This window comes from Pseudomonas sp. NPDC090233, from assembly GCF_044772285.1.
Taxonomy (GTDB): domain Bacteria; phylum Pseudomonadota; class Gammaproteobacteria; order Pseudomonadales; family Pseudomonadaceae; genus Aquipseudomonas.
In genome coordinates this window covers 781,273-803,551 of sequence record NZ_JBIVYQ010000001.1, presented here as the reverse complement: position 1 = coordinate 803,551, position 22,279 = coordinate 781,273, and the positions used below count along the sequence as shown (strand labels likewise).

10 protein-coding genes (1 of these 10 cut by a window edge) are annotated in these 22,279 nt (G+C 64.1%); 3 read left to right on the top strand and 7 right to left on the bottom strand.

The genetic code is table 11. The features are described from left to right. Positions 1 to 3: 3 nt before the first annotated feature. Positions 4 to 1,101 (bottom strand): sugar diacid recognition domain-containing protein, encoded by a 1,098-nt coding sequence (locus ACIQUF_RS03655; protein WP_403128550.1) that lies wholly within the window; start codon positions 1,099 to 1,101, stop codon positions 4 to 6. A 163-nt stretch (positions 1,102 to 1,264) separates the two neighbouring features. Between ACIQUF_RS03655 and ACIQUF_RS03650 the strand changes: the two genes are divergently transcribed. Both ACIQUF_RS03650 and ACIQUF_RS03645 read left to right on the top strand, forming a co-directional pair. Beyond that, a complete protein-coding gene (locus tag ACIQUF_RS03650) occupies positions 1,265 to 2,593 on the top strand; it encodes an MFS transporter (RefSeq protein WP_403128547.1) in 1,329 nt (442 codons plus the stop codon). A 115-nt stretch (positions 2,594 to 2,708) separates the two neighbouring features. Next, a complete protein-coding gene (locus tag ACIQUF_RS03645; RefSeq protein WP_403128545.1) occupies positions 2,709 to 3,593 on the top strand; it encodes an alpha/beta hydrolase in 885 nt (294 codons plus the stop codon). Positions 3,594 to 3,832: 239 nt separating this feature from the next. Here ACIQUF_RS03645 and ACIQUF_RS03640 read toward each other — a convergent pair whose 3' ends face one another. Then, complete coding sequence (locus tag ACIQUF_RS03640) at positions 3,833 to 4,564, bottom strand: hypothetical protein (protein WP_403128886.1); 732 nt, start codon at positions 4,562 to 4,564, stop codon at positions 3,833 to 3,835. Positions 4,565 to 4,673: 109 nt separating this feature from the next. Beyond that, the gene (gene hisN / locus ACIQUF_RS03635) at positions 4,674 to 5,465 is read right to left on the bottom strand and encodes a histidinol-phosphatase (RefSeq protein ID WP_403128542.1); all 792 of its coding nucleotides are present in this window, start codon (positions 5,463 to 5,465) and stop codon (positions 4,674 to 4,676) included. Positions 5,466 to 5,683: 218 nt separating this feature from the next. Here hisN and ACIQUF_RS03630 point away from each other — a divergent pair, with 218 nt between their 5' ends. Then, positions 5,684 to 6,328 (top strand): LuxR C-terminal-related transcriptional regulator, encoded by a 645-nt coding sequence (locus tag ACIQUF_RS03630; RefSeq protein WP_403128539.1) that lies wholly within the window; start codon positions 5,684 to 5,686, stop codon positions 6,326 to 6,328. 145 nt (positions 6,329 to 6,473) lie between these two features. Here ACIQUF_RS03630 and ACIQUF_RS03625 read toward each other — a convergent pair whose 3' ends face one another. The 4 genes in view from ACIQUF_RS03625 to ACIQUF_RS03610 are tightly spaced (at most 20 nt apart) and all read right to left on the bottom strand, a layout consistent with a single transcriptional unit that may run on beyond the window. Continuing rightward, complete coding sequence (locus tag ACIQUF_RS03625) at positions 6,474 to 8,477, bottom strand: MacB family efflux pump subunit (RefSeq protein WP_403128536.1); 2,004 nt, start codon at positions 8,475 to 8,477, stop codon at positions 6,474 to 6,476. 2 nt (positions 8,478 to 8,479) lie between these two features. Next, positions 8,480 to 9,637, bottom strand: a complete 1,158-nt coding sequence (gene macA, locus ACIQUF_RS03620; RefSeq protein ID WP_403128533.1) for a macrolide transporter subunit MacA — start codon at positions 9,635 to 9,637, stop codon at positions 8,480 to 8,482. A 20-nt stretch (positions 9,638 to 9,657) separates the two neighbouring features. Then, on the bottom strand, positions 9,658 to 20,982 hold the full coding sequence (locus ACIQUF_RS03615) for an amino acid adenylation domain-containing protein (RefSeq protein WP_403128530.1): 11,325 nt from the start codon (positions 20,980 to 20,982) through the stop codon (positions 9,658 to 9,660). Continuing rightward, positions 20,979 to 22,279: the final stretch of a non-ribosomal peptide synthase/polyketide synthase gene (locus ACIQUF_RS03610; RefSeq protein ID WP_403128528.1), read on the bottom strand. 20,971 nt of this gene lie beyond the right edge of the window; 1,301 of the gene's 22,272 nt are visible here — the last part of the coding sequence; its start codon lies beyond the right edge, outside the window; the stop codon is at positions 20,979 to 20,981. Before ACIQUF_RS03610 ends, ACIQUF_RS03615 begins: the two co-directional genes overlap by 4 nt.

The window sequence follows — 22,279 nt, the reverse complement described above, 5'->3', positions numbered from 1 at the left end:
TACTCAATCGGCTGGCAACAGCTGCAAGCCCAGGTAAAGGCTCAGCATTCCTTCGAGCCGCAGCGGGTCAACCTCCGCCAGCTCGGCAATGCGTTCCAGGCGGTAGCGCAAGCTGTTGCGGTGAATGCCCAGGGCATCGGCACAGGCCTGGCTTTGACCATCGTGTGCGCACCAGGCGCGCAAGGTCGCAATCAGCTGACCGCTGGCATCCTTGGCGCGAATGCGCTGCAGGGGTTCAAGCAGTTCATCCAGGGCATCTTCGTTGCGATGGCGCCAGAGCAACGCCGGCAGGCGATAGCGTGCGAGGCTCAGCAGCTGTTGTTTCGGCAAGACTTCGCGGCCATAGGCAAGCAGGTCGCGAACCCGCCGGTAACCACGGCGCAAATGCTCCAGGCTCTGCGCCGGACAGCCCACTGCCAGGCGCTCGATCTCCCAGCCGCTACGCTGCACGCGTTCAAACAAACGCTCTTCATCCAGCACCACGCCGGCCGGTCGACACCACAGCAACGAATCACGTGCCGGGCTCACGCACCAACTGTCGGGGTAGCGGCTCATCAACCAGGCGGTCAAGGCTTCAGCGGGTGGCCCTGCGCGCAGCTCGAACAAGCAGGGTATGCGGGGCAATTGCGGCTTCAGCCCCAATTGCTGCGCTTCGTCCACCAACCGTGGCGAATCACCACTGCCACCGAGCAGCAGGGCCAGCAAATCATCACAACGCTGCCGACGCCATTGCTGTTCAACCTGTAGATGGCGCTGCGCCAGGAGCATCTCGGCCGTCATGCGCACCAGTTCGCCGTAAGTGCGCATCTGCTGCGGATCACCCGTCAAACCCAGCACGCCGATCAGCCGCCCATCGAGCATCAGGGGTAAATTGACCCCTGGCTGCACCCCTTTCAGGCATTTGGCGGCCTCCACGTCCAGCTCGACGATCCGGCCATTGGCCAACACCAGCTGCGCACCTTCATGGCGGGTGTTGATGCGTTCCGGCTCGCCACTGCCCAGGATCAGCCCCTGGCTGTCCATGACATTGACGTTGCACGGCAGAATGGCCATCGCCCGATCAACGATATCCTGCGCCAGGTCATGGTCCAGTTCGAACATTCAGCGATCCTTATGGGTGTTAGGCTTTGTACCGCAGCACAGTCGCCAGGGCCAATGGCTGTGCAAAAGCACAAAGACAGGCGCGTCGCACTCCCCGAGACTCGTCAGGGCGAGCGCCGGCACAGGCGACGCGGCGACAACCATAACAACAGAGAACCCGATCATGGCACACAGCCCCGCCCCTGACCAAGGCACGGACATCACCCGCAACGCGCTCTACCGGCGCATCACTCTGCGGCTGATCCCGTTCATTTTCATCTGCTACCTGTTCAACTACCTGGACCGCGTCAACGTCGGCTTCGCCAAGCTACAGATGCTCGACGCGCTCAAGTTCAGCGAAACCGTCTACGGCCTCGGTGCCGGGATTTTCTTCATCGGCTATGTCCTCTGCGGCCTGCCAAGCAACCTGGCGCTCAACCGCTTCGGCCCACGGCGCTGGATCGCGGCGATGATGATCGCCTGGGGCAGCCTCTCGACCTGCCTGCTGTTCGTCACCACCCCTACCGAGTTCTACACCTTGCGTTTGCTGACCGGCGCAGCCGAGGCCGGGTTCTTCCCCGGTGTGGTGCTGTACCTCTCGCGCTGGTTCCCGGCTGACCGCCGTGGCCGGATCATGGCCCTGTTCATGTCGGCGATCCCGGTTTCGGGCCTGCTCGGCGGGCCTTTCTCCGGCTGGATTCTCGAGCACTTCGCCGCCGGCCAGCATGGCTTGGCCGGCTGGCAGTGGATGTTCCTGATTCAGGGCCTGCCGACTGTCGCCCTGGGTATCCTGGCCATCGTTTTGCTCAGCGATGGCTACCAGAAGGCGCCCTGGCTGAGCCCAGCGGAACGCCAGCTGATCGAGGCCGACCTCAAGGCCGATGCTGCCAGCAAACCCGCCACCACCGGCGACGGCGTGCTCGCGGTGCTGACCAACCCGCTGATCTGGACCTTCGGTTTCGTCTACTTCTGCATCCAGAGCGGTGTGTACGCGATCAACTTCTGGCTGCCGTCGATCATCAAGAACATGGGCTTCGACAACCCACTACTGATCGGCTGGCTCAGCGCCATTCCGTACCTGCTGGCCGGTGTGTTCATGATCCTCTGCGGCCGCTCGGCGGACTTGCGCAACGAGCGCCGCTGGCACCTTGTGGTGCCTATGCTGATGGGTGCCCTCGGCCTTCTGATCGCGGTCAACTTCGCCGCCAACCCGACCATCGCCATCCTCGGCCTGTCGATTGCCACCATGGGCGCCCTCACCGGCCTGCCGATGTTCTGGCCAATGCCGACCGCGCTGTTGAGCGCCGGTACCGCTGTCGCAGGCCTGGCGATCATCAACTCGGTGGGGCAGATGGCGGGCTTCCTCAGCCCGTACCTGGTCGGCTTCATCAAGGACCAGACCGGCTCGACCGATGCTGCGCTGTATTCACTGGCAGCGTTGATCGTAGTGGGCAGCCTGGTGGCGCTGCGCGTTTCGCGCGCCGGTGCCTTGAACGCCGCTCGGGCGAACTGAGCAAACAACGGGGCCGTCCTGCGGCCCCTTCGCTTAATCTCCCGTAACAATCCTCCCCGGCCCTTTCGGTCACTTTTCCCACATCAAACCCTGGGCATCTGTTAAAAACGCCCACATGCCTACCCCACTCTTCCTCCACCTACGCCGTCGCTGGCTAACCTGGTTGTGCGTCGCACTGCTGGTCATCGGCCTGCCCTCCGGGTGCGCCGTGCTGCAGCACAAGGAACGCGAACTGGTGTTCCGCATCGAGCCCGGCCAGGCCAGTTGGTTCCGTGGCCTGCCCAATGGTGTGCAGGAGCTGGACCTACGCCCCCGCAGCTTCGCCGACAACCAGAGCCTGCATGCCTGGTGGTGGCCGGCCCGACGCGCCGATGCACCGGCCATCCTCTACCTGCATGGCGTGCGCTGGAACCTTACCGGGCAGCTGTTTCGCATCGAACAGCTGCACGCCATGGGCTTTTCGGTATTGGCTGTGGATTACCGCGGATTCGGCCAAAGTCGTGGCGGTCTGCCGTCCGAAGCGACAGTCTACGAAGACGCGCGTATTGCCTGGGAACGTTTTGCCCAACTGCAACCGGACGCTGGCAAGCGCCTGATCTTCGGCCATTCACTGGGCGGTGCAGTGGCGGTCGAACTGGCCTCGGAACTGGCCCGTGAGGCTGAAAAGTCGGGCCGCGCCACACCGGCGCGCGGGCTGATCCTTGAATCGACCTTCACCTCGCTGGGCGATGTCGCTGCCGCAGTCGCGGATACCACGCTTCCGGTGCGCTGGTTGCTGTCACAAAAATTCGATTCGCTGGACAAGATCAGCCACATCGGCCTACCGCTGTTGCTGGTGCATGGCCTGGACGACCGCTTCGTTCCACCACGCTTCAGCCAGCAACTGTTCGAAGCGGCGCAGGAGCCCAAGACCCTGCTGCTGGTGCCGGGGGCAAGCCACAACAACAGCATGAGCCTGGCGGGGCAGCGTTATCGGCGGGCGATCGAGCAACTGCTTTAGCTGCCCGGTGAAGTTTCATCACAACCGCTGGCGACTAACACTTTTTGTTTATAGCGCGGCCAGCAGTTGAATGGCACTCTGCCTTCTTTCAGTCAGTCCACAGGGAATGTCATGACACAAGCAGATTGGCACCAGCGCCGCCATGAACCCGCCTGTACGAAAAGCTGTTCTACCCGCACAAAGGCTCGATCTTCGATCATCTGTAAGCATGACCGGCCTGTTCGTCACCGAGCAGGCCATCATTGCACCGGCAAAAAGTTCATCAACAACAGGCTCTGCGCATAATTGAGCCCAATCCGCCGATAACGCTCATCAAGCAGCTCCGCCAGCAAATCCAGCCGCGCCACGATCTTGCCGAACTCCACGGCGAAACTCAGGTTGCTCCCCTCTTCCGATATCTCGTTGGAGAAAAGCAGCAACACGCCATTGGCATCCTGTCGTTGGCTCAGCATCCAGGTAGCCTTCTCGATATTACGCGCCGCGTTGTTGACGAACAGCGGGTCGATGGTATCGGTCATGTAAAACTCGGTACGCCCGCCGTGCGAGGTAATCAGCATGCTGCCGATGGCGTAGATGAAGGCACCGACCCGGTCACCGCGAAAATCCGGGCTCAGGGCATAGCTCAAGGCGTCGAGATCGCGGCGGTTGCCGAGCTGCGGCAAAGGTTGGCGCTGTTCGATGGCGATGCGGATCTGCCGCTCGGCCGTGGCGGCATCCAGATAGCCCGACAGCTTCAACTGGCTGGGGTTGCGCAGGTACAGCTTGTTCATCAGCAGGTAGAGGCTCTGCAAGTTGTCGCGCATGGCGAGCGTCGCCATACGGTCGACGCTGGTCTGGAACAGCTCGCTGGGCTTGCCATTGCCAAACTGGCTGACGATGTCCTGGCCTTGTTGCTGGGTGCAGGCGCCGAGGCAGATCAATACGCCTGCCAGCAGCAGGCGCGGGAGAAGTTCGGGTGTTTTTGCAACCATCGGCACCGGATCGGAATCGGCGGCCGCGCTGGGGATCGGCGCGGCCTGGCCAAGCATAGAGCCCCGAAAGCGGAAAAAGTGCGATGGTGCGTCTACCGGCCGTCAGTGCTCACATTGCGTGGCGTAGCATCGCGACTACCTGGGCATGCAATGCTGGGTCACCACACGCAACCACACAACCCCCATTCTGCGCCGAGCTGCCGTCCCAAGCGGTAATCACCCCTCCCGCTCCTTCGATAATCGGCATCAGCGCCTGCACGTCATAGGGCTGCAGGCTGGCCTCGACGATCACATCGACGAACCCCGACGCCAGCATGCAATAGGCGTAGCAGTCGCCACCGTAGCGCATCAGCCGCGCCTTGCCGGCCACCGATTCAAAGGCGGCCTTGCGCTCGGGGGTGTCGAACATGTCGGGCGTGGTGCACATCAACGTGGCCGACGCCAGGTCGGCGCAAGCCCGGGTTTTCAGCGGCGTGCCGCTGCGCCAGGCGCCTTCCGGAGTACCGATGAAGCGTTCGCCGGTAAACGGCTGGTTCATCACGCCGACCACGGGACGGGTGCCATCGTTGAGAGCAATGAGTGTGCCCCACAGCGGCAGACCGGTGATGAAGGCGCGGGTGCCGTCGATGGGGTCCAGTACCCAGGTCAGCGGGCTGCTGCCCACCGCCACGCCAGCCTCTTCGCCGAGGATACCGTGCGCGGGGTAACGTGCTTGGATCAGCTCACGCATGGCGTCTTCGGCAGCCTTGTCGGCCACGGTCACCGGATCGTACAGGCGCCCACCCTTGTCCTCAACGTCCAGGCTGGCACGAAAGTACGGCCGGATCGCCGTCGCGGCGGCATCTGCCAACTGCTCGGCGAAGGCGCGGAATTCACCGATCTGTTCGGCACTCAGGGACATGGGGTAGTACTCGTGAAGGTGATGGGGCACGCATGATAACCGACAACCCGCGCCGCAGTAGACGTCAGCATGCGATGCTATTGTTATGCCATTATTGCGACTTCATTTAACCGTCACTCAGTCGTTGTACTAGGATAACAACCACCTTCCGCGACAAGCCCAGGACGCAGGCCGCAATTCGGTGGGAGGTTGCACCTCGACTTTTCAAGGATGACACGATGAATTCGCACTTGCTCTACCCGCAGATCGGCAAAGTCATAGCCAGCACCGGCAGCCGCCAGTTCCCGCGCATGCTGCACGACTTGATCCAGGCGCATCTGGATATCGATGCCACGCAGATACGGCAATTGTCTGCAGTTCCCGACGAACCCGACAGCACGTCGGCGCTGATCAACGAAACGGTGTTCTCTTCCGCGCAGTGCCTTGAAGGCGGCGACAACGACCCTTCGCACTTTCACCTGATCCGCCGCAAAGGTGACTCGCGGTATGAAATCCAAGTGTTGCGCGCGGGCTCGACCTATGGCTTTTCCGCCCACGAGCGGAGCCGGCTGGATGACATTTCGCCGCTGCTACTGCCGATGCTGGAAAAGCATATCGATGCCTTGCAGCCCAGCCTTGAGCGGGCTGCGCCAGAAAGCCTGCAACAACGTTTCATCGAGCGTCTGGCCCAGTCCGGGTTGAATCTCTCAGAACGTGAGCGCCAGGTGTGCCTGGGCCTGCTGGCCGGACGTACCGCGCCGGAGCAGGCCGAGCGTCTGGCGTTGAAGGTCAACACGGTGGAAAGTTATCTGCGCCGCGCGGCGATCAAGCTGGGGATCAGCGGGCGGCACTCGTTGATACGTTGGATGTATGGTGACAGTTAGACTTCCATAGGGCAGCCCACCCTGTGGGAGCGGCTTTAGCCGCGAAACAAGCGACGCGGTTGGTGGCACCGGCTTCGCCGGTGTTCGCGGCTGAAGCCGCTCCCACAGAAGCCGCTCTTACAGGAAAGGATCCGGTACGGCACCATCAATCTCGCGCCAACGCCTCGATCGGGTCCAGCCGCGCAGCATTCCTTGCCGGCACAAAACCAAACACCACACCAATCAACGTCGAACAGGCAAACGCCATCACGATCGACCCCGGCGAAAACACCATCTCCCACTGCTTCACAAACAGCTCGAACAGCGAGCCGATGCCATACGACAAGGCAATCCCCACCACCCCGCCAAACAGGCAGACCATCACCGCCTCGACCAGAAACTGCTGACGAATGTCCGATTGGCGCGCGCCCACCGCCATGCGAATGCCGATCTCGCGGGTACGCTCGGTCACCGACACCAGCATGATGTTCATTACTCCGATGCCACCCACCACCAGTGAAATCACCGCGATCAGCGACAGCAACAGGGTCAGCGAGCGGCTGGTCTTCTGCACCGTCTGCATGATGCTGTCGAGGTTGTTGGTGAAGAAGTCCTTGGTGCCATGGCGCTGCAGCATCAGCTTGGTCACCTCTTCCTCCACCCGCTTACTCGGCACGCCGTCCTTGATGCGCACGCTGATACTGTCCAGGTGGCGTTGGCCGAGCACCCGTCCTGCAGCGGTTTCATAGGGCACCCAGATGTTCAGCTGGTTGCTGGCGACGAACAGGTTCTTGTTTTCGGCGGTCACGCCGATCACCGTACACGGCAGGTTGCCGACCAGGATCACCTGGCCCAACGGGTCGACGTTCTGCCCGAACAGGCGCTTGCGCGTGTTGTGGTCGATCACCACCACCTGCGCCTGGCGCCTGGCGTCGTCGGCGCTGAACACGATGCCCGAGGCCAAGGGGATGTTGCGCACCTGGAAGTAATGTTCGCTGACGCCGTTGAGTTGCACATCGACATCCAGGTTGCGATAGCGCACCAGGGTGCTCTGGCCGATCACCGGGGTGGCGCTGTCGACGTAGTACAGCTCGTTGAGCGCAGCGACGTCAGCGGGTAACAGCGTTTCGATGGTCTTGGCCCGACTGTCGCCAAAGTTGCTACCGGAATAAATATCGATGGTGTTGCTGCCAATCGCCTGGATGTCTTTGAGCACATAGCCCTTGGCGCCCTCACCGATGGCCGAGATCGACACCACCGAGGTAATGCCGATGACGATCCCGAGCATGGTCAGCAAGGTGCGCATGCGGTGCGATACCAGGGCGATCCAGGCCATCTTGAAGGCTTCGCGGAACATCCCCAGGCTGGCCACCAAGCGCCGAGCAGCGGGAGCTTGTGGGGCGGGCTCGGCGATAGGCTTGGGGAGCGTGTCGGCGGCATTGCGACGGTCGCTGACGATCTGGCCGTCGCTGACCTCGATGATGCGTTGCGCATGGGCCGCGACCTTTGGGTCGTGGGTCACCAGAATGACCGTATGCCCAGCGACGTGCAGTTCCAGCAGGATGTTCATCACTTCCTTGCCGCTGGCAGTGTCCAGTGCGCCGGTGGGCTCGTCGGCGAGGATCACCTGGCCGCCGTTCATCAAGGCGCGGCAGATACTCACCCGCTGCTGCTGGCCACCGGACAGCTGGCTGGGCCGGTGGCCCAGGTGGCCGGCCAGGCCCAGGCGCGTCAGCAGCTCGCGCGCCCGGTCATGGCGCTGGCCTTGGGGCGTCCCGGCATACACCGCCGGAATTTCCACGTTGTGCAGCGCATCCAGGTGTGGCAGCAGGTGGTAGCGCTGGAAGATGAAGCCGAAGTGATCGCGGCGCAGCGCCGCCAGGGCATCGTCATCCAGCTCACGGGTTTCCTGGCCGCCCACTTGATAGCTGCCGCTGCTGGCGTTGTCCAGGCAACCGAGGATATTCATCAAGGTTGATTTGCCCGAACCGGAGGCACCAATGATCGCCACCAGTTCACCGCTGTGGATCTCCAGGTCGATGCCCTTGAGCGCAAGAAACTCGCGGTCGCCGGCCATGAAACTGCGGCTGACGCCCTGCAAGCGCAGCAAGGCATCGCCGTTGCTACTGGCCACCGCCAGATGCGGCGCAAGCTCGACATTCATGTTCATGCTCACGCCCCTGCTTCGCCGTTCACCGGTTCACCAATCACCACCCTGTCGCCTTCGGCCAAGCCGTCCTTGATTTGCACCTTGACGTTGTTGTTGATGCCAGTCTGCACGTTGCGTACCTGGGCAAACCCCTTGGCATCGAGTACCCGTACCGGATAGCTGCCGTCGCCATTGCGCAGGCCCAGCGCCGCCACCGGCACGGTAAGCACACCGGCAGCGGTGTCGAGGACGATATGCACCTGTGCGGTCATCGAGATGCGCAGGCGATGCTCGGGGTTAGGCACCTCGAACAGCGCGTTGTAGAACACCGCGCCATTGGGCTTGGTGCTGCTGCCATCGCTCTTGTCGCTGCTTTGCGCATAGTTCTGCGGCGCAGGCTCAGTACCGCGCAGCTTGGCGTAGTAGCGCTTGTCCTCGCCAAGGATGGTGAAGTACACCTCCTGGCCCGGAGTGATGTGGATCACGTCGGCTTCCGAGACCTGCGCCTTGACGGTCATGGTGTCGAGGTTGGCCAGCTTGAGCAGTACCGGGGCCAGTTGGTTGGCGATCACGGTCTGCCCTTCCTGGGTGACGATACCAACCACATGGCCGGTGATGGGCGCATTGATACGGGTGTAGCCGAGGTTGACCCGGGCGGTGTCGATTTCGACGCGGGCGCTCTGGATCTGCGCGTCGAGCGAACGCACGGCGGCCTGCTGCACTTCGTATTCAGATTCGGCATTCTCGAAGTCCTGGCGCGACACCGATTCGTCGGCCTGCAGCTCGCGGTAGCGCTCGTACACCCGCCTGGTCTGCTTGAGCTGGGCCAGTGTCGAACGCCGTTCGGCCTGCAACTTTTTCTCGTCGACCTCGCGCTGGCGCAAGGTATTGCGCAGCACCAACGGGTCGATCTCGGCCAGCCACTGGCCCTGCTCGACCTTGTCGCCGAGCTTGACCTTGAGCGACTTCAACTGCCCGGACACCTGGGCGCCGACATCCACCTGCTTGATCCCTTCCAGGGTACCAGTGGCCAGTACCGCGTTCTCAATGTCGCCCTTTTCGGCGATGGCGGTGATGTATTGCGGCGCTTTGGCTGGCGCCTGAATGGCGTACAGCGCGATACCGGCGACCAGGGCCACGGCCACGCCGAGGCTGTATTTGCGGAATCTGGACTTGTCCATGAACACTCACTTTCCCATGATTACTCGGTTACTTTGTCCAGCTGCAGTGCCTGGCCGTCATGCCACCACGCCGCCAGGCTGAACACATCCGGCACCTTGAGGATGCTGAAGTGGTTGCCTGGCCCCTGCCAGAGTGCCAACTGCCGCATAAGCTGCTGCCAGCCGGTCTGCATAGCCGCCTGTTCGCGTGCATTGCCCGCCGCATCCAGGCTGGGGTCATCGACCAGCACCAATCCCACCGGGCCGCTGTAGGCCAGCGTTGGCCGATAGCGCGTGCGCAGCGCCGTGGCGAAAGTACGTACCGTGCCCTCTAGCGCTTGCGGCGCAGAGCGCGCTGGCATCAACCCAACCCGCACCATCGCCCCATGCAGCTGACGCATTTGCTCATCGTCAGTGGCCTGGGCGAAGGCCAGCGGCTCGATGCCCAAGGCCTTGCCGGTCGACAACTGCAATGCGTCAATCAAGCGCAGCAACGCTTCACCGAAGGTGTAAGGCTGGCCGCAGGTGCCGCCCTCGCCCGGTGCCTCGCTGTCGATCAAGGTCAGGGAACGCACCTGACGCCCCTTGGACTCGAACCGGGCCGCCAGGGCATGCGCCACCCAGCCGCCGAAAGAATGGCCGACCAGATTCAGCGGCCCTTGCGGGTACAGCGCTTCGATGGCCTGCAGATGACAATCGGCAGCGGCTTCGACCGATGCATGCGGCACCGAACCGCCGTCCAGGCCTCGGGCCTGCAGCCCGTAAAGTGGCCAACTCGGCCCCAGCGCTTCGGCCAGGCCAATGAAGCTGGTGACGCTGTCACCCGCCCCCGGCACGCAGAACAGCGGTGCATGGCCTGGCTGGCCGGACTGGATGGCGACCAGGGGTTGGTAAGCCACGGCTTGGTCGATGGACCTTGACGTCACGCTGTCGAGCGCTCGGGCGATGGCCGCGCCGACCGATGCCACATGGGGTGCCTGCATCATGCTGCGGTGGTCACCGGGCACCGCGATATCGACCAGCGTCTGCGTGGGCAGCGTTTCGCTCCAGCCCAGGCTCGACAGCCCTTCGCTACCCTGCTCCGCCCTGAAGAGATGAACCGGTATGCCCAATGGCGCCAGGCGGTAATGGGCCATGGCCTGCCCGTGTGCCAACTCGCGGGTAAAGTAATGACGCAGTTGTTCATCGCTCATGCTGGACCACAGGCCATAGAGCAGATCCTGTTCACGGCAACTGGTCAGCAGTGTCACGAAATCGGTCTGTTCGGCCTCCAGGCGTTGCAGCTGCGCCAGACGCGCCTCGCCGGCATCACCTTGCGTGCGCCAGAAGGTGCTGCAGTTGAGCAGCAGCTGCCGCTCCAGCGCGCGCGGCCCTTGCCAGCGCGCCTTGCCCTGGTCGGCCAGACGCGGCACATAGGTATCGATCAGGCCTAGGAAGTCCACGGCCTCGTCCGCGCCCAGCAACTGGTTGGCCATTTCGAAAGCCAGCACACCGCCAAACGACCATCCCGCCAGGCGATAAGGGCCGTGGGGTTGGACCTTGCGCAGCTGCTCGACCTGGTAGCGGGCCAGGCATTCCAGCGTGCGGGGTTGGGGTTCGCCGTATGGTACGCCTGGCAGGCCGTAGACCGGGTAATCACCTGGCAGATGCTGGCCCAGCACCGGGAAGTAGAAGTCAAGGCCGGTGAATTCGTGCACCAGGAACAACGCGGGTTGGCTGCCTGTGGCCCTGACGGTGACGACGGTCTGCAAGTTGGCACTGCCGCTGGCATCCAGCGAGCGGGCCAAGGCGGCTATGCTGGGCTGCTGGAATACGTCGTTGATGGCCGCCTGCAGGCCTGCCTTGGTGAGCCTGTCGATCAAACGGATGGCCGCGAGCGAATGGCCGCCAAGCTCGAAGAAGTTGTCGTGGCGGCCTACCTGTTCCACGCCCAGCAGTTCCGCCCAGAGGGCGGCCAGCAGGATTTCGGTTTCGCCTTCCGGGGCCTCGAATGGACGGTCCTGGAGGGCTTCGGGTTCAGGCAGAGCCTTGCGGTCGAGCTTGCCGTTGGGGCTCAAAGGCAGCGCTTCGAGGTGCATGAAAAGCGCGGGCACCATGAACTCGGGCAAAAGTGCGAGCAGCGACGAGCGCAGGGTTTCGGTGCTTTGCGGTTCCCCGGTGTAGTACGCGATCAGGCGTTGATCGCGCGCCACCACCACGGCTTCCTTGATGCCATCGATGGCCGTCAGGCCGGCCTGGATCTCGCCCAGCTCGATACGCAGGCCACGGATTTTCACCTGGTCGTCGTTACGGCCCAGGTATTCGATGTTGCCGTCGGCCAGATGGCGGGCCAGGTCACCGGTGCGGTACAAACGGGCGCCAGGGCGGGTGCTGAACGGGTCTTCGATGAAGCGTTCGGCGGTCAGTTCGGCGCGGTTGAGGTAACCACGGGCGACCTGTACGCCGCCGATGAACAACTCACCCGCCACGCCCTGCGGCACCGGTTGGCCTTGGCCATCGAGCACGTAAAGCGTGGTGTTGGCGATGGGCTTGCCGATCGGGGTGTTGTCTGGCGCGGTGAGGCAATGCCAGGCACTGACATCCACCGCCGCTTCGGTTGGGCCATACAGGTTATGCAGCTCGACGGTTGGCAATTGGGCGTGGAAGCGCCGCACCAGGCTGCCTGGCAGCGCCTCGCCACTGCACAGCACGCGCTTGAGGCGGTCTGCGCTTGCTTCACCGTGCGCCAAGAACACATCCAGCATCGATGGCACGAAGTGCAAGGTGGTTACCCGTTCGCGACGGATCACCTCGCGCAGGTATTGCGGATCACGATGCCCGCCAGGGCGCGCCATGACCAGGCGTGCGCCGGTTTGCAGGGGCCAGAGGAACTCCCAGACCGAGACGTCGAAGCTGAACGGCGTTTTCTGCAGCACCACGTCGTCGGCGCCGAGGCCGTAGGCGTCCTGCATCCACAGCAGGCGGTTGACCACGCCAGCATGCTCGTTCATCACGCCCTTGGGCAGGCCTGTCGAACCAGAGGTGTAGATCACGTAGGCCAGATGATGTGGCGTCAGATCCGCAACGACCGGGTTAGTCGCGGGTTGCTCGCCCCAGGTCGGCTGGTCCAGATCGATGACGTGCCCGCTTTCCGGCACACGGCGGGTTGCGGCCTGCACCAGCACCGCCACCGGCGCGCTGTCGCGCAACATGTGCCGCACGCGCTCGGCCGGGTAGTCCGGATCGACCGGCACATAGGCACCGCCCGCTTTCAGGATCGCCAGCAACCCGACCACCATCGACAGCCCACGTTCGACGCAGATCGCCACGCGATCATCCGGTTTGACGCCCAAACCGATCAGGTGATGTGCCAAGCGGTTGGCTTGCGCGTTGAGCTGCAGATAGCTCAACGCGCCCTCTTCTGCCCGCACCGCCACGGCATCCGGCGTGCGCTCGACCTGTGCTTCGATCAGCCCATGCAGAGTTTGCTCAAGGTCATAGCCCACCGCCGTATCGTTGAATGCCAGCAGCAGCCGCTTGCGCTCATCCGCATCCGGCAGCCCAATATGGCCTGGAACGGCCTGGGCACCCTCCGCAAAAGCCCACAGCAGTTGTTCCAGGTACCCCGAATACCGTTCGATGGTCGACCGGTCGAACAATGCAGTGGCATACACGATGCCGCCGGCAAACCCGTCAACCCCCTCGCCCATGCTCAGGCTCAAGTCGAACTTGGCGATCCGCGCCTGCCCAGCCAGCGGGGTCACCGTCAGTTCACCCAACTTCAAGGCCTGCCGATCCGGGCTGCCCTCCCAGTCCAGCGACACCTGGTAAACCGGCGTATGGGCCAAGCTGCGCTGCGGGCGCAGGGCCTCGACCACTTGCTCGAAAGGCAGGTCCTGATGCGCCTGGGCGGCCAGCACCGTTGCCTTGACCCGTGCCAGCAGGCTCGCGACATCCGGCGCCCCCGACGTATCCACGCGCACGGCGATGGAGTTGACGAACATGCCGATCAACCCGTCCACCTCGGCCTGGCGACGGTTGGCCAGCGGCGAGCCGACCACCACCTCATCCTGGCCCGCCAGCCGCGCCAACAGCACCGCCCAGGCGGCCATGAACAGCATGTACGGCGTGACCCCATGCGCCCGGCACAGAGCCTTGAGTTCAACACTCAAGCGTGGGTCGAGGCTGATTGCGACACTGTCGCCAGCGTGCTGCTGACGCTCAGGCCGTGGCCGGTCCCATGGCAAGCTGATCAGCGCCGGCACTCCGGCCAGGCTGGCGACCCAGTATTGGGCCTGGCGCTGCAACGTCTCGCTGCCGAGCCATTGGCGCTGCCACAGGGCATAGTCCAGGTACTGCACGGGCAATGGCGCCAAGGGGTCGGTGCGATCATTGCTGAACGCCTCGTACAACGCAGCCAGCTCTCGAATCAGTACCCCCAACGACCAGCCGTCGGCCACCAGATGGTGCAGATTTAGCAACAGTACGTGGCTTTGCGGCGCCAGGCGCAGCAGGCGACCTCGGATCGGCAAGTCTTGAGCCAAGTTGAAAGGCCGAACGGCTTCTTGCTCGACCAGCGCAGCCAGTGCCTGCTCATCCAGGCCAGGCACCTCCACCTTGGCCAACTTGAACACGTCCTTGCTCACGACCACCTGAGCCTCACCATCCTGCTCGATGAAGTGGCTGCGCAGGCTCTCATGGCGCTCCACCAGGCGCTGTAACGCCCGCTCCAGCGCCGCTGCATCCAACGCACCCTCCAGACCCAGGCCGATGGGGATGTGATAAGCCGCGCTGTCCGGGGCCATTTGCGTCAGGAACCACAGCCGTTGCTGGGCGAACGACAATGGCAAAGGCCTCACGCGTACGCTCGGCTGAATGGCCGGCAGCGCCTGGGCGGGATGGCTGGCCAGGCTGGCGGCGACGGCGGCAAGGCGATCGTCGGCGAACAGGTCGGCCAACGCCAACTCCAGGCCCAGCCGCTGGCGGACCTGGGCCAGCATACGCATGGCCTGCAGCGAGTGGCCGCCCAACTCGAAGAAGCGGTCATCGCGCCCGACCCGTTCCACCTGCAGTAGCTCGCACCACAGCTGAGCCAGCACCTGCTCCTGATGGCCCTGGGGGGCTTCGTAAATAGCTGCGGCGAAATCTTCCGGCCCCGGCAACGGCAGTGCCTTGCGCTCGACCTTGCCGTTGTTGCTCAGCGGCATGCGCTGCAGCGCAACGAAGGCCGCCGGCACCATGTATTCAGGCAGACGACCGCGCAAGTAGCTGCGCAGGTCGCCTGCTTGCAGCGCTTCATCCAGGCGGGTGAACCAGGCCACCAGACGCAACGGCCCCTGCTCGGCAGGCACGGCCATGACGATGACCTCGCCGATACCAGGGCATTGGGCCAATTGCTGCTGGATTTCACCCAGTTCGATGCGGAATCCGCGAATCTTGACCTGGTCGTCATTTCGCCCCAGGCACTCCAGCTGGCCATCGGCCTGCCAGCGCACCAGGTCGCCGGTGCGGTACAGCTTGGCACCAGACTGTGGGCTGAACGGGTCGTCGACGAAGCGTTCGGCCGTCAGCTCGGGGCGATTGAGGTACCCCAGGGCCACACCATCACCGCCGATGTACAGTTCACCCACCGCCCCCAGGGGCACCAGTTGCCGGTGGGCATCGAGTACATAGACCTGGGTATTGCCGATAGGCTTGCCAATCGGCACGTGACTGGCGTTGGCCGGCAACTCGCGCACTTCGAAGGTGACCGCGAAGGTGGTGGTTTCAGTCGGCCCGTAGCCATTGATCAGACGCAGGGCCGGCGCCCGTTCCAGCAGCGTACGGAAGGCCGCCGGCTCGGCGCGCTCGCCACCGCTGATGAGCAGGCGCAGCCCCGCCAGTGCCTCGGGCAGCAGTTGCACATACTGGTTGAACAGCGCTGTGGTCAGGAACAACACACTGATATCTTGCTCCACCAGTGCAGCGGCGAAGCGCTGGGGATCGACCAGCGTCGCGTGGTCGATGACCCGCACCTGGCCGCCGTTGAGCAACGCGCCCCAGACCTCCAAGGTACTGGCATCGAATGCCGGGTTGGAGGCGAAGGCGATACGGTCGTGCTCGGTGAAGTCGGCGTAACCGTTGGCCAGTACCAGGCGCGCGATGCCTCGGTGTGGCACGCATACCCCCTTGGGCATACCTGTAGTCCCCGAGGTGTACATCACATAGGCGCTGCTGCCGGCGTCCTGGGGCAGGCCAGGGTTGTGGCTGGGCTGGTCGTCAAGTAACCGCTGATCGAGGTCGATGCGCCGCACCGGCAGGTCTGCGGCAGTGTCGGACAGCGTCAGCAACACCGTGGCCTGGCAATCCTCGACCATGAACGCCTGCCGCTCGGCTGGCGCATGAATGTCCAGGGGCACATACACCGCCGCGCACTTGAGCACCGCCAGTTGCGCCACCAGCAGCGGCAGCGAACGTGGCAGCAGGAGCGCGACGCTGGCGCCCGACAGCACGCCCTCGGCCGTCAGGTAATGGGCCAGGCGGTTGGCGCGCGCGTTGAGCTCGCCATAACTCATCGTCTGCTGGCCGTGCACCGCCGCCAGTGCCAGGGGGTGGCGAGCGACGCGCTGTTCAAACAGGCGTTGCACGCACTGCTCTCGGGGGTAGTCGCGGCGGGTTGCGTTGAACGTGTGCAGCAGCGTCTGGCGCTCTTCGTCGTCAACCAGGTCGATTTGCTCAATGTTTGCCTGGTCGTTGTCGACCATCCCCCACAACAGGGTTTCGAAATACCCGAGGTAACGGCGCACGGTGCTTTCATCGAACAGTGCCGTGGCGTATTCAAGGCTGCCAGCCAAAACATCGCCCTGCTCGCCCAGGTTGAGCGTGAGGTCGAACTTGGCCACCTGGCCGGCAAGCGGCACGGCTTCGAGCTGCAGGCCTTGCAGTTGCAGGGCCGGGCCGTGGGTGGGCTGCCAGTTCAGGGTGGTCTGGAACAACGGCGTGTGCGCGAGGCTGCGCAGCGGGCGTACGATCTCGACAACTTGTTCGAATGGCAGGTCCTGATGGGCCTGGGCCTCCAGCACGCGTGCCTTGACCTGTTCGAGCAACGCCTGAGCGGTTGGCGCAGATTGCGTGTCGATGCGGATGGCCAGGGTATTGACGAACAACCCCACCAACGCCTCAAGTTCAGCGCGACTGCGGCCAGCCACCGGACAGCCGATCACCACCTCAGCTTGCCCGCCAAGCCGCCCCAGCAGTACCGCCCAGGCGCCGAGCACAGTCATGTACAGCGTGACCCCGTGACGCTGGGCCAGGGTCCGCAGGCCCGCAGCCAGTCGCGGGTCCAGTTGCAGGGGCAGGCTCGCTCCGCTGAAGTCCTGGCGCTCGGGGCGTGGTCGATCGCTGGGTAGCTTGAGCACGCTCGGCGCACCCTCCAGCGTCTGGCGCCAGTAATCGGTCTGGCGCTGCAGCTGCTCACCGGCCAGCCAGCGGCGTTGCCATACGGCGTAATCGCCGTACTGGATCGCCAATGGCTCCAGCGGGTCTTGCAGCCCCTGGCTCAGGGCCGAGTACAACGTGCTCAGCTCCTGGGTCAGCACACCGAGCGACCAGCCGTCGGCGACGATGTGGTGCACCGTGAGTGCCAGCACATGGTGCTCAGCGCCCAGACGCAGCAATCGCGCCCGCAGCAGTGGCCCGTGCGCCAGGTCAAACGGTGCGCTGGCTTCTTCACGCAGCCGTGCGGGCAGCCGCTCCGGGCTCGAATCTTCGCGCTGGAACCAATTGCCTCCGGCGGTGGCGGCAATGATCACCTCAGCACTGTCCTCACGCGGCACGAAGCGGCTACGCAAGGTTTCATGGCGTTCAACAATGCGCAGCAAGGCACACTCCAGCGCATCGGCATCCAGTGCCCCGCGCAAGCCCAGGGCCAACGGTACGTTGTAGGCCTGGTTGCCGCCCTCCATCTGCGCCAGAAACCATAGCCGCTGCTGGGCGAACGACATCGGCAACGGTTGCTCGCGCGGCACCGGCAGGATCACCGGCAGTTCGCTGCGCCCTGCGCTGGCCAGCACCGCAGCCACGGCAGCCAGCTCGGCATTGGCGAACAGAGCGGCCAGTGTCAGCTCCACGCCCAGCTGCAGGCGCACCTGCGAAACCATGCGCATGGCCACCAGGGAATGGCCGCCAAGGGTGAAGAAGTGATCGCGCCGACCAACCCGCTCGACGTGCAGCAATTCGGCCCAGATTTGCGCCAGCGCGTTTTCCAGTTCGCCTTCGGGGGGCTCGTAACCCCTCTCGAACAAGGCCGAACGCTCGGGCTTTGGCAACGCTCGGCGGTCGAGTTTGCCATTGGCAGTGAGGGGCAAGGCCGCCAATTCCACAAAGGCAACCGGCACCATGTATTCCGGCAGGTGACCCTGCAACTGGGCGCGCAAGCCATCCGGGGTTGCGGCTTCGACATCTGGCTGGGGCGTGAAGTAGGCCACCAGACGCGGCTGGCCGGGCTGATCTTCGCGGGCCAGCACCACGGCTTCTTGAATGCCAGGCAACGTGGCGAGCCGGCTCTCGATTTCGCCCAGTTCGATGCGCACCCCGCGGATCTTTACCTGATCATCGTTGCGCCCCAGATAGTCCAGGGTGCCGTCGGCCAGCCAGCGTACCAGGTCGCCGGTGCGGTACATGCGCGCGCCGGTCGTCGCTGCGAAAGGGTCGTCGAGGAAACGTTCGGCTGTGAGGTCAGGGCGATTCAGGTAGCCACGAGCGACCCCTGCCCCGCCGATGTACAGCTCGCCCGGCACTCCCAGCGCCACGGGCTGAAGCCGTTCATCGAGCACATACAGGCGCGCGTTGTCCACCGGTCGGCCGATGTGCAGCACCCCGCCCGCCTCGACCCCGCCGGAACTGGCCACCACGGTGGTTTCGGTCGGTCCATAGTTGTTGATGACGGCAAAGCGCTGGGTGCGGTTGAACTGGCGCAGGCGGTCGCCGCCGATCAGCAGGGTGCGCAGGGTCGGGTGTTCGATTTGTTGGCTAAAGGCATATTCGGCCACCGGCGTGGGCAGAAAGCTCACATCCAAAGGCTGTGCACGCCACCAGGCCAGCATCGCGTCGAGGTCGTCATTGCCTTCGCTGGCCGGGGCGAGGTGCAGCGTGGCGCCTGCGCACAGTGCAGGCCAGACTTCCCAGGCCATTGCATCGAAGCCAAAACCGGCCAGGCATGAGGTATGGCGACCATGGCACAGGTCAAAGGCGCGGCAGTGCCAGTCGATCAGATTGTTGACGCTCTGGTGCTCGACCATCACACCCTTGGGCTGGCCGGTCGAGCCGGAGGTGTAGATCACATAGGCCAGGTGGCGAGCGGTGAGGTCGGGCAAATCCGGATTATCTTCACGTACAGGCCATTCGGGCCGGTCGAGCAGCAGCACAGGCACCTGTAAGTGCCCCAGGCGCGCACTCAGCGCTTGCTGGGTCAGTACCGCCACTGGCGCGCTGTCGCTGAGCAGATAGTGCACCCGTTCATCCGGGTGGGCCGGGTCAACCGGCACATAGCCGGCGCCGGCCTTGAGCACCGCCAGCAAACCGACCGGCGTCTCAAGCCCGCGCCGCGCGACGACTGCAACGCGGTCGTCAGCGCCGACGCCGAGCGTGATCAAGTGATGAGCCAGCGCATTGGCCCGGCGGTTCAGGTCGGCGTAGGTCAGCGACTCGCCCGCATAGGTAGCGGCGATAACGTGTGGATGCACGTCGGCTTGGCGCTCGATGCGTTGATGCAGTGTCAGGCGGGTTTCAGTGGAAGCCGAGTAGCTATTGAAACCTTCGAGCAGCTCCTCGCGCTCATCGGCGGGTAGCATGTCGACTGCCAGCACCTGTGCATCCGGCGCTTGCAGCAGGCTATCCAGGGTTTGCTGCAGATAGGCGCAGACACGTTGCGCCGGGACTTCCTCGCTGGCCAGCAAGGTCAGGCGGAACGTTTCGCCCAGGTCATCGACGCTGAGGGTCAGCGGGTAATTGGTAGCCTCGGCCGACTCGACGATATCGATACCGGCCAAGGCCGCACGGCGCGGCGCGTCAGCGTTGATCACGCTATGGCGATAATTGAGCAGCGCATTGAACAAAGGCGCCGGAGCCGCCACGCCGCTGCAACGTTGGGCCAGTGCCAGCGGTGCATGTTCGTGGCGCATCAGGACGCTGAGGCGCTGGTGGGTGGCGCAGATCGCGGTTGGCAGGTCGACGCCGTGCAAGTCGACCCGCAGCGGCAAGGTGTTGATGAAGATACCCAGCGCCCGGTCGGTGGCTTCGGCGCCTTGCAGGCGGCCCATCAGCACCGTGCCGAACACCACCTCGGAGCGCCCGGTCAAGCCGCCCAGCACCCGGCCCCAGGCCAGGTGAAACAGGCTGGCGACACTCACGCCCTGCCCCCGCGCACACGCCCGCAGGCGTTGGCAAAGGGCGAGTGGCAGGTCGAGTGCGTGCTCGTTGTACACCGCCCCATCGCCCTGCACGTCCTGGATCCCATAGGCCAGGGTTGGCTCATCGATGTCGCCAAGCATCTCGCGGAAAAACCCTTCGTGCTGCGCTTCGCTGATGCCCAGCACCGCCTGCGCGACATAGTTACGGAACGGCACAGGGCTTCCCAGGTGCCGCTCTTCCCCAGTCAGGTACGCGATCAGTTCATGGCGGACGACGTCCAGGGCACTGTGATCCATGGCGATATGGTGGAACTGCAGAGTCGCACTCAGCTTGCCGTCGGCCTGCACTGGCTCTCGCAGGAGGCGGATCAGCGGGGCTTGAGTCAGATCGATCCAGGTCCGCTTCGGATCATCCTCAGGCAGTTCCAGCACCTGCAGTTCGGCCTGCCGCCAGACCACCTGCACTGGGATTTCCAAGCCTTGCCAGTGTACCGAGGTGCGCAGGATGTCGTGACGGGCGACCACGCCGCGCAGGGCATCGGCGAACGCCTGCAACCGCGCCTCGCTGGCGAACACGAAGCGCGCCTGCATCACGTAGGGGTCGTGGTCGGTGGCACTGGCGTGATGGAACAACATGCCCTGCTGCAAGGGTGCCAGTGGGTAGATGTCCTGCACGTTGGCAGCGCCGCCGGGGATGCAGGCGATGATACGGTCGAGGCTGTCCTGGTCGAGATCAATCAGGTTGAGCAACTGCGGTGTAATCCGTTGACAGCCAGGCTCGATCAAATTGCCCGGCACTTGCACCGCACCCTGCTTCACGGCCACATACTCCCCGCGCTCGATCATCGCCACAAGCGCAGGCTTGTGCTCGCGCAGGCGTGCCACCAAGGCGGCGTCAGTCAGCGCCTTGCGGTTGCCCTGGACCACCAGCTGGCCGTCCTTGAGTGCCAGCTGCACATTGTTGGCCGTCAGTGTTGCGAGTAATTGGTTGATGCTCACAGGACGATCTCCATGCTGTCTGTGATGGCTGCATAGCCGGCCAGGGTAGGTTGCTCGAACAGGGCCCGCACGTCGGCTTCCAGGCCTTGCTCGCGCAGTCGCGAAGTGAGGGTCACCGCCAGCAGCGAATGGCCGCCCAGTTCGAAGAAGTTGTCGTGGCGGCCTACCCGTTCCACGCCCAGCAGTTCGCTCCAGAGGGCGGCCAGCAGGGTTTCGGTTTCGCCTTGCGGGGCCTCGAACGGACGGTCCTGGAGGGCGTCGGGTTCTGGCAGTGCCTTGCGGTCGAGTTTGCCGTTGGGGCTCAGTGGCAGCGCTTCGAGGTGCATGAACAGCGCGGGCACCATGAACTCGGGCAGGTGTGCGAGCAGCGACGAGCGCAAGATTTCGGTGGTTTGCGGTTGGCCGGTGTAGTACGCGATCAGACGCTGATCGCGGGCCACTACCACGGCTTCCTTGATCCCATCGATGGCCGTCAAGCCGGCCTGAATCTCACCCAGTTCGATACGCAGGCCACGGATTTTCACCTGGTCGTCGTTACGGCCCAGGTATTCGATGTTGCCGTCTGCCAGGTGACGGGCCAGGTCACCGGTGCGATACAAACGGGCGCCAGGGCGGGTGCTGAACGGGTCTTCGATGAAGCGTTCGGCGGTCAGTTCGGCGCGGTTGAGGTAGCCTCGGGCGACCTGCACGCCGCCGATGAACAACTCACCCGCCACGCCCTTCGGCACCGGTTGGCCGTGGGCGTCGAGGACGTAAAGCGTGGTGTTGGCGATGGGCTTGCCGATCGGCGTGTTGTCCGGCGCGGTGAGGCAATGCCAGGCACTGACATCCACTGCCGCTTCGGTTGGGCCGTACAGGTTATGCAGCTCGACGGTTGGCAATTGGGCGTGGAAGCGCCGCACCAGGCTGCCTGGCAGCGCCTCGCCACTGCACAGCACGCGCTTGAGGCGGTCTGCGCTTGCTTCACCGTGCGCCAAGAACACATCCAGCATCGATGGCACGAAGTGCAAGGTGGTTACCCGTTCGCGACGGATCACCTCGCGCAGATATTCCGGATCACGATGCCCGCCAGGGCGCGCCATGACCAGGCGCGCGCCGGTTTGCAGGGGCCAGAGGAACTCCCAGACCGAGACGTCGAAGCTGAACGGCGTTTTCTGCAGCACCACGTCGTCGGCACCGAGGCCGTAGGCGTCCTGCATCCACAGCAGGCGGTTGACCACGCCAGCATGCTCGTTCATCACGCCCTTGGGCAGGCCTGTCGAACCAGAGGTGTAGATCACGTAGGCCAGATGACGCG

Excerpts from the sequence above, each read along its gene's own strand:
- ACIQUF_RS03655 (WP_403128550.1), bottom strand. The coding sequence starts at position 1,101 with ATGTTCGAACTGGACCATGACCTGGCGCAGGATATCGTTGATCGGGCG.
- ACIQUF_RS03650 (WP_403128547.1), top strand. The coding sequence starts at position 1,265 with ATGGCACACAGCCCCGCCCCTGACCAAGGCACGGACATCACCCGCAAC.
- ACIQUF_RS03645 (WP_403128545.1), top strand. The coding sequence starts at position 2,709 with ATGCCTACCCCACTCTTCCTCCACCTACGCCGTCGCTGGCTAACCTGG.
- ACIQUF_RS03640 (WP_403128886.1), bottom strand. The coding sequence starts at position 4,564 with ATGGTTGCAAAAACACCCGAACTTCTCCCGCGCCTGCTGCTGGCAGGC.
- hisN (WP_403128542.1), bottom strand. The coding sequence starts at position 5,465 with ATGTCCCTGAGTGCCGAACAGATCGGTGAATTCCGCGCCTTCGCCGAG.
- ACIQUF_RS03630 (WP_403128539.1), top strand. The coding sequence starts at position 5,684 with ATGAATTCGCACTTGCTCTACCCGCAGATCGGCAAAGTCATAGCCAGC.
- ACIQUF_RS03625 (WP_403128536.1), bottom strand. The coding sequence starts at position 8,477 with ATGAACATGAATGTCGAGCTTGCGCCGCATCTGGCGGTGGCCAGTAGC.
- macA (WP_403128533.1), bottom strand. The coding sequence starts at position 9,637 with ATGGACAAGTCCAGATTCCGCAAATACAGCCTCGGCGTGGCCGTGGCC.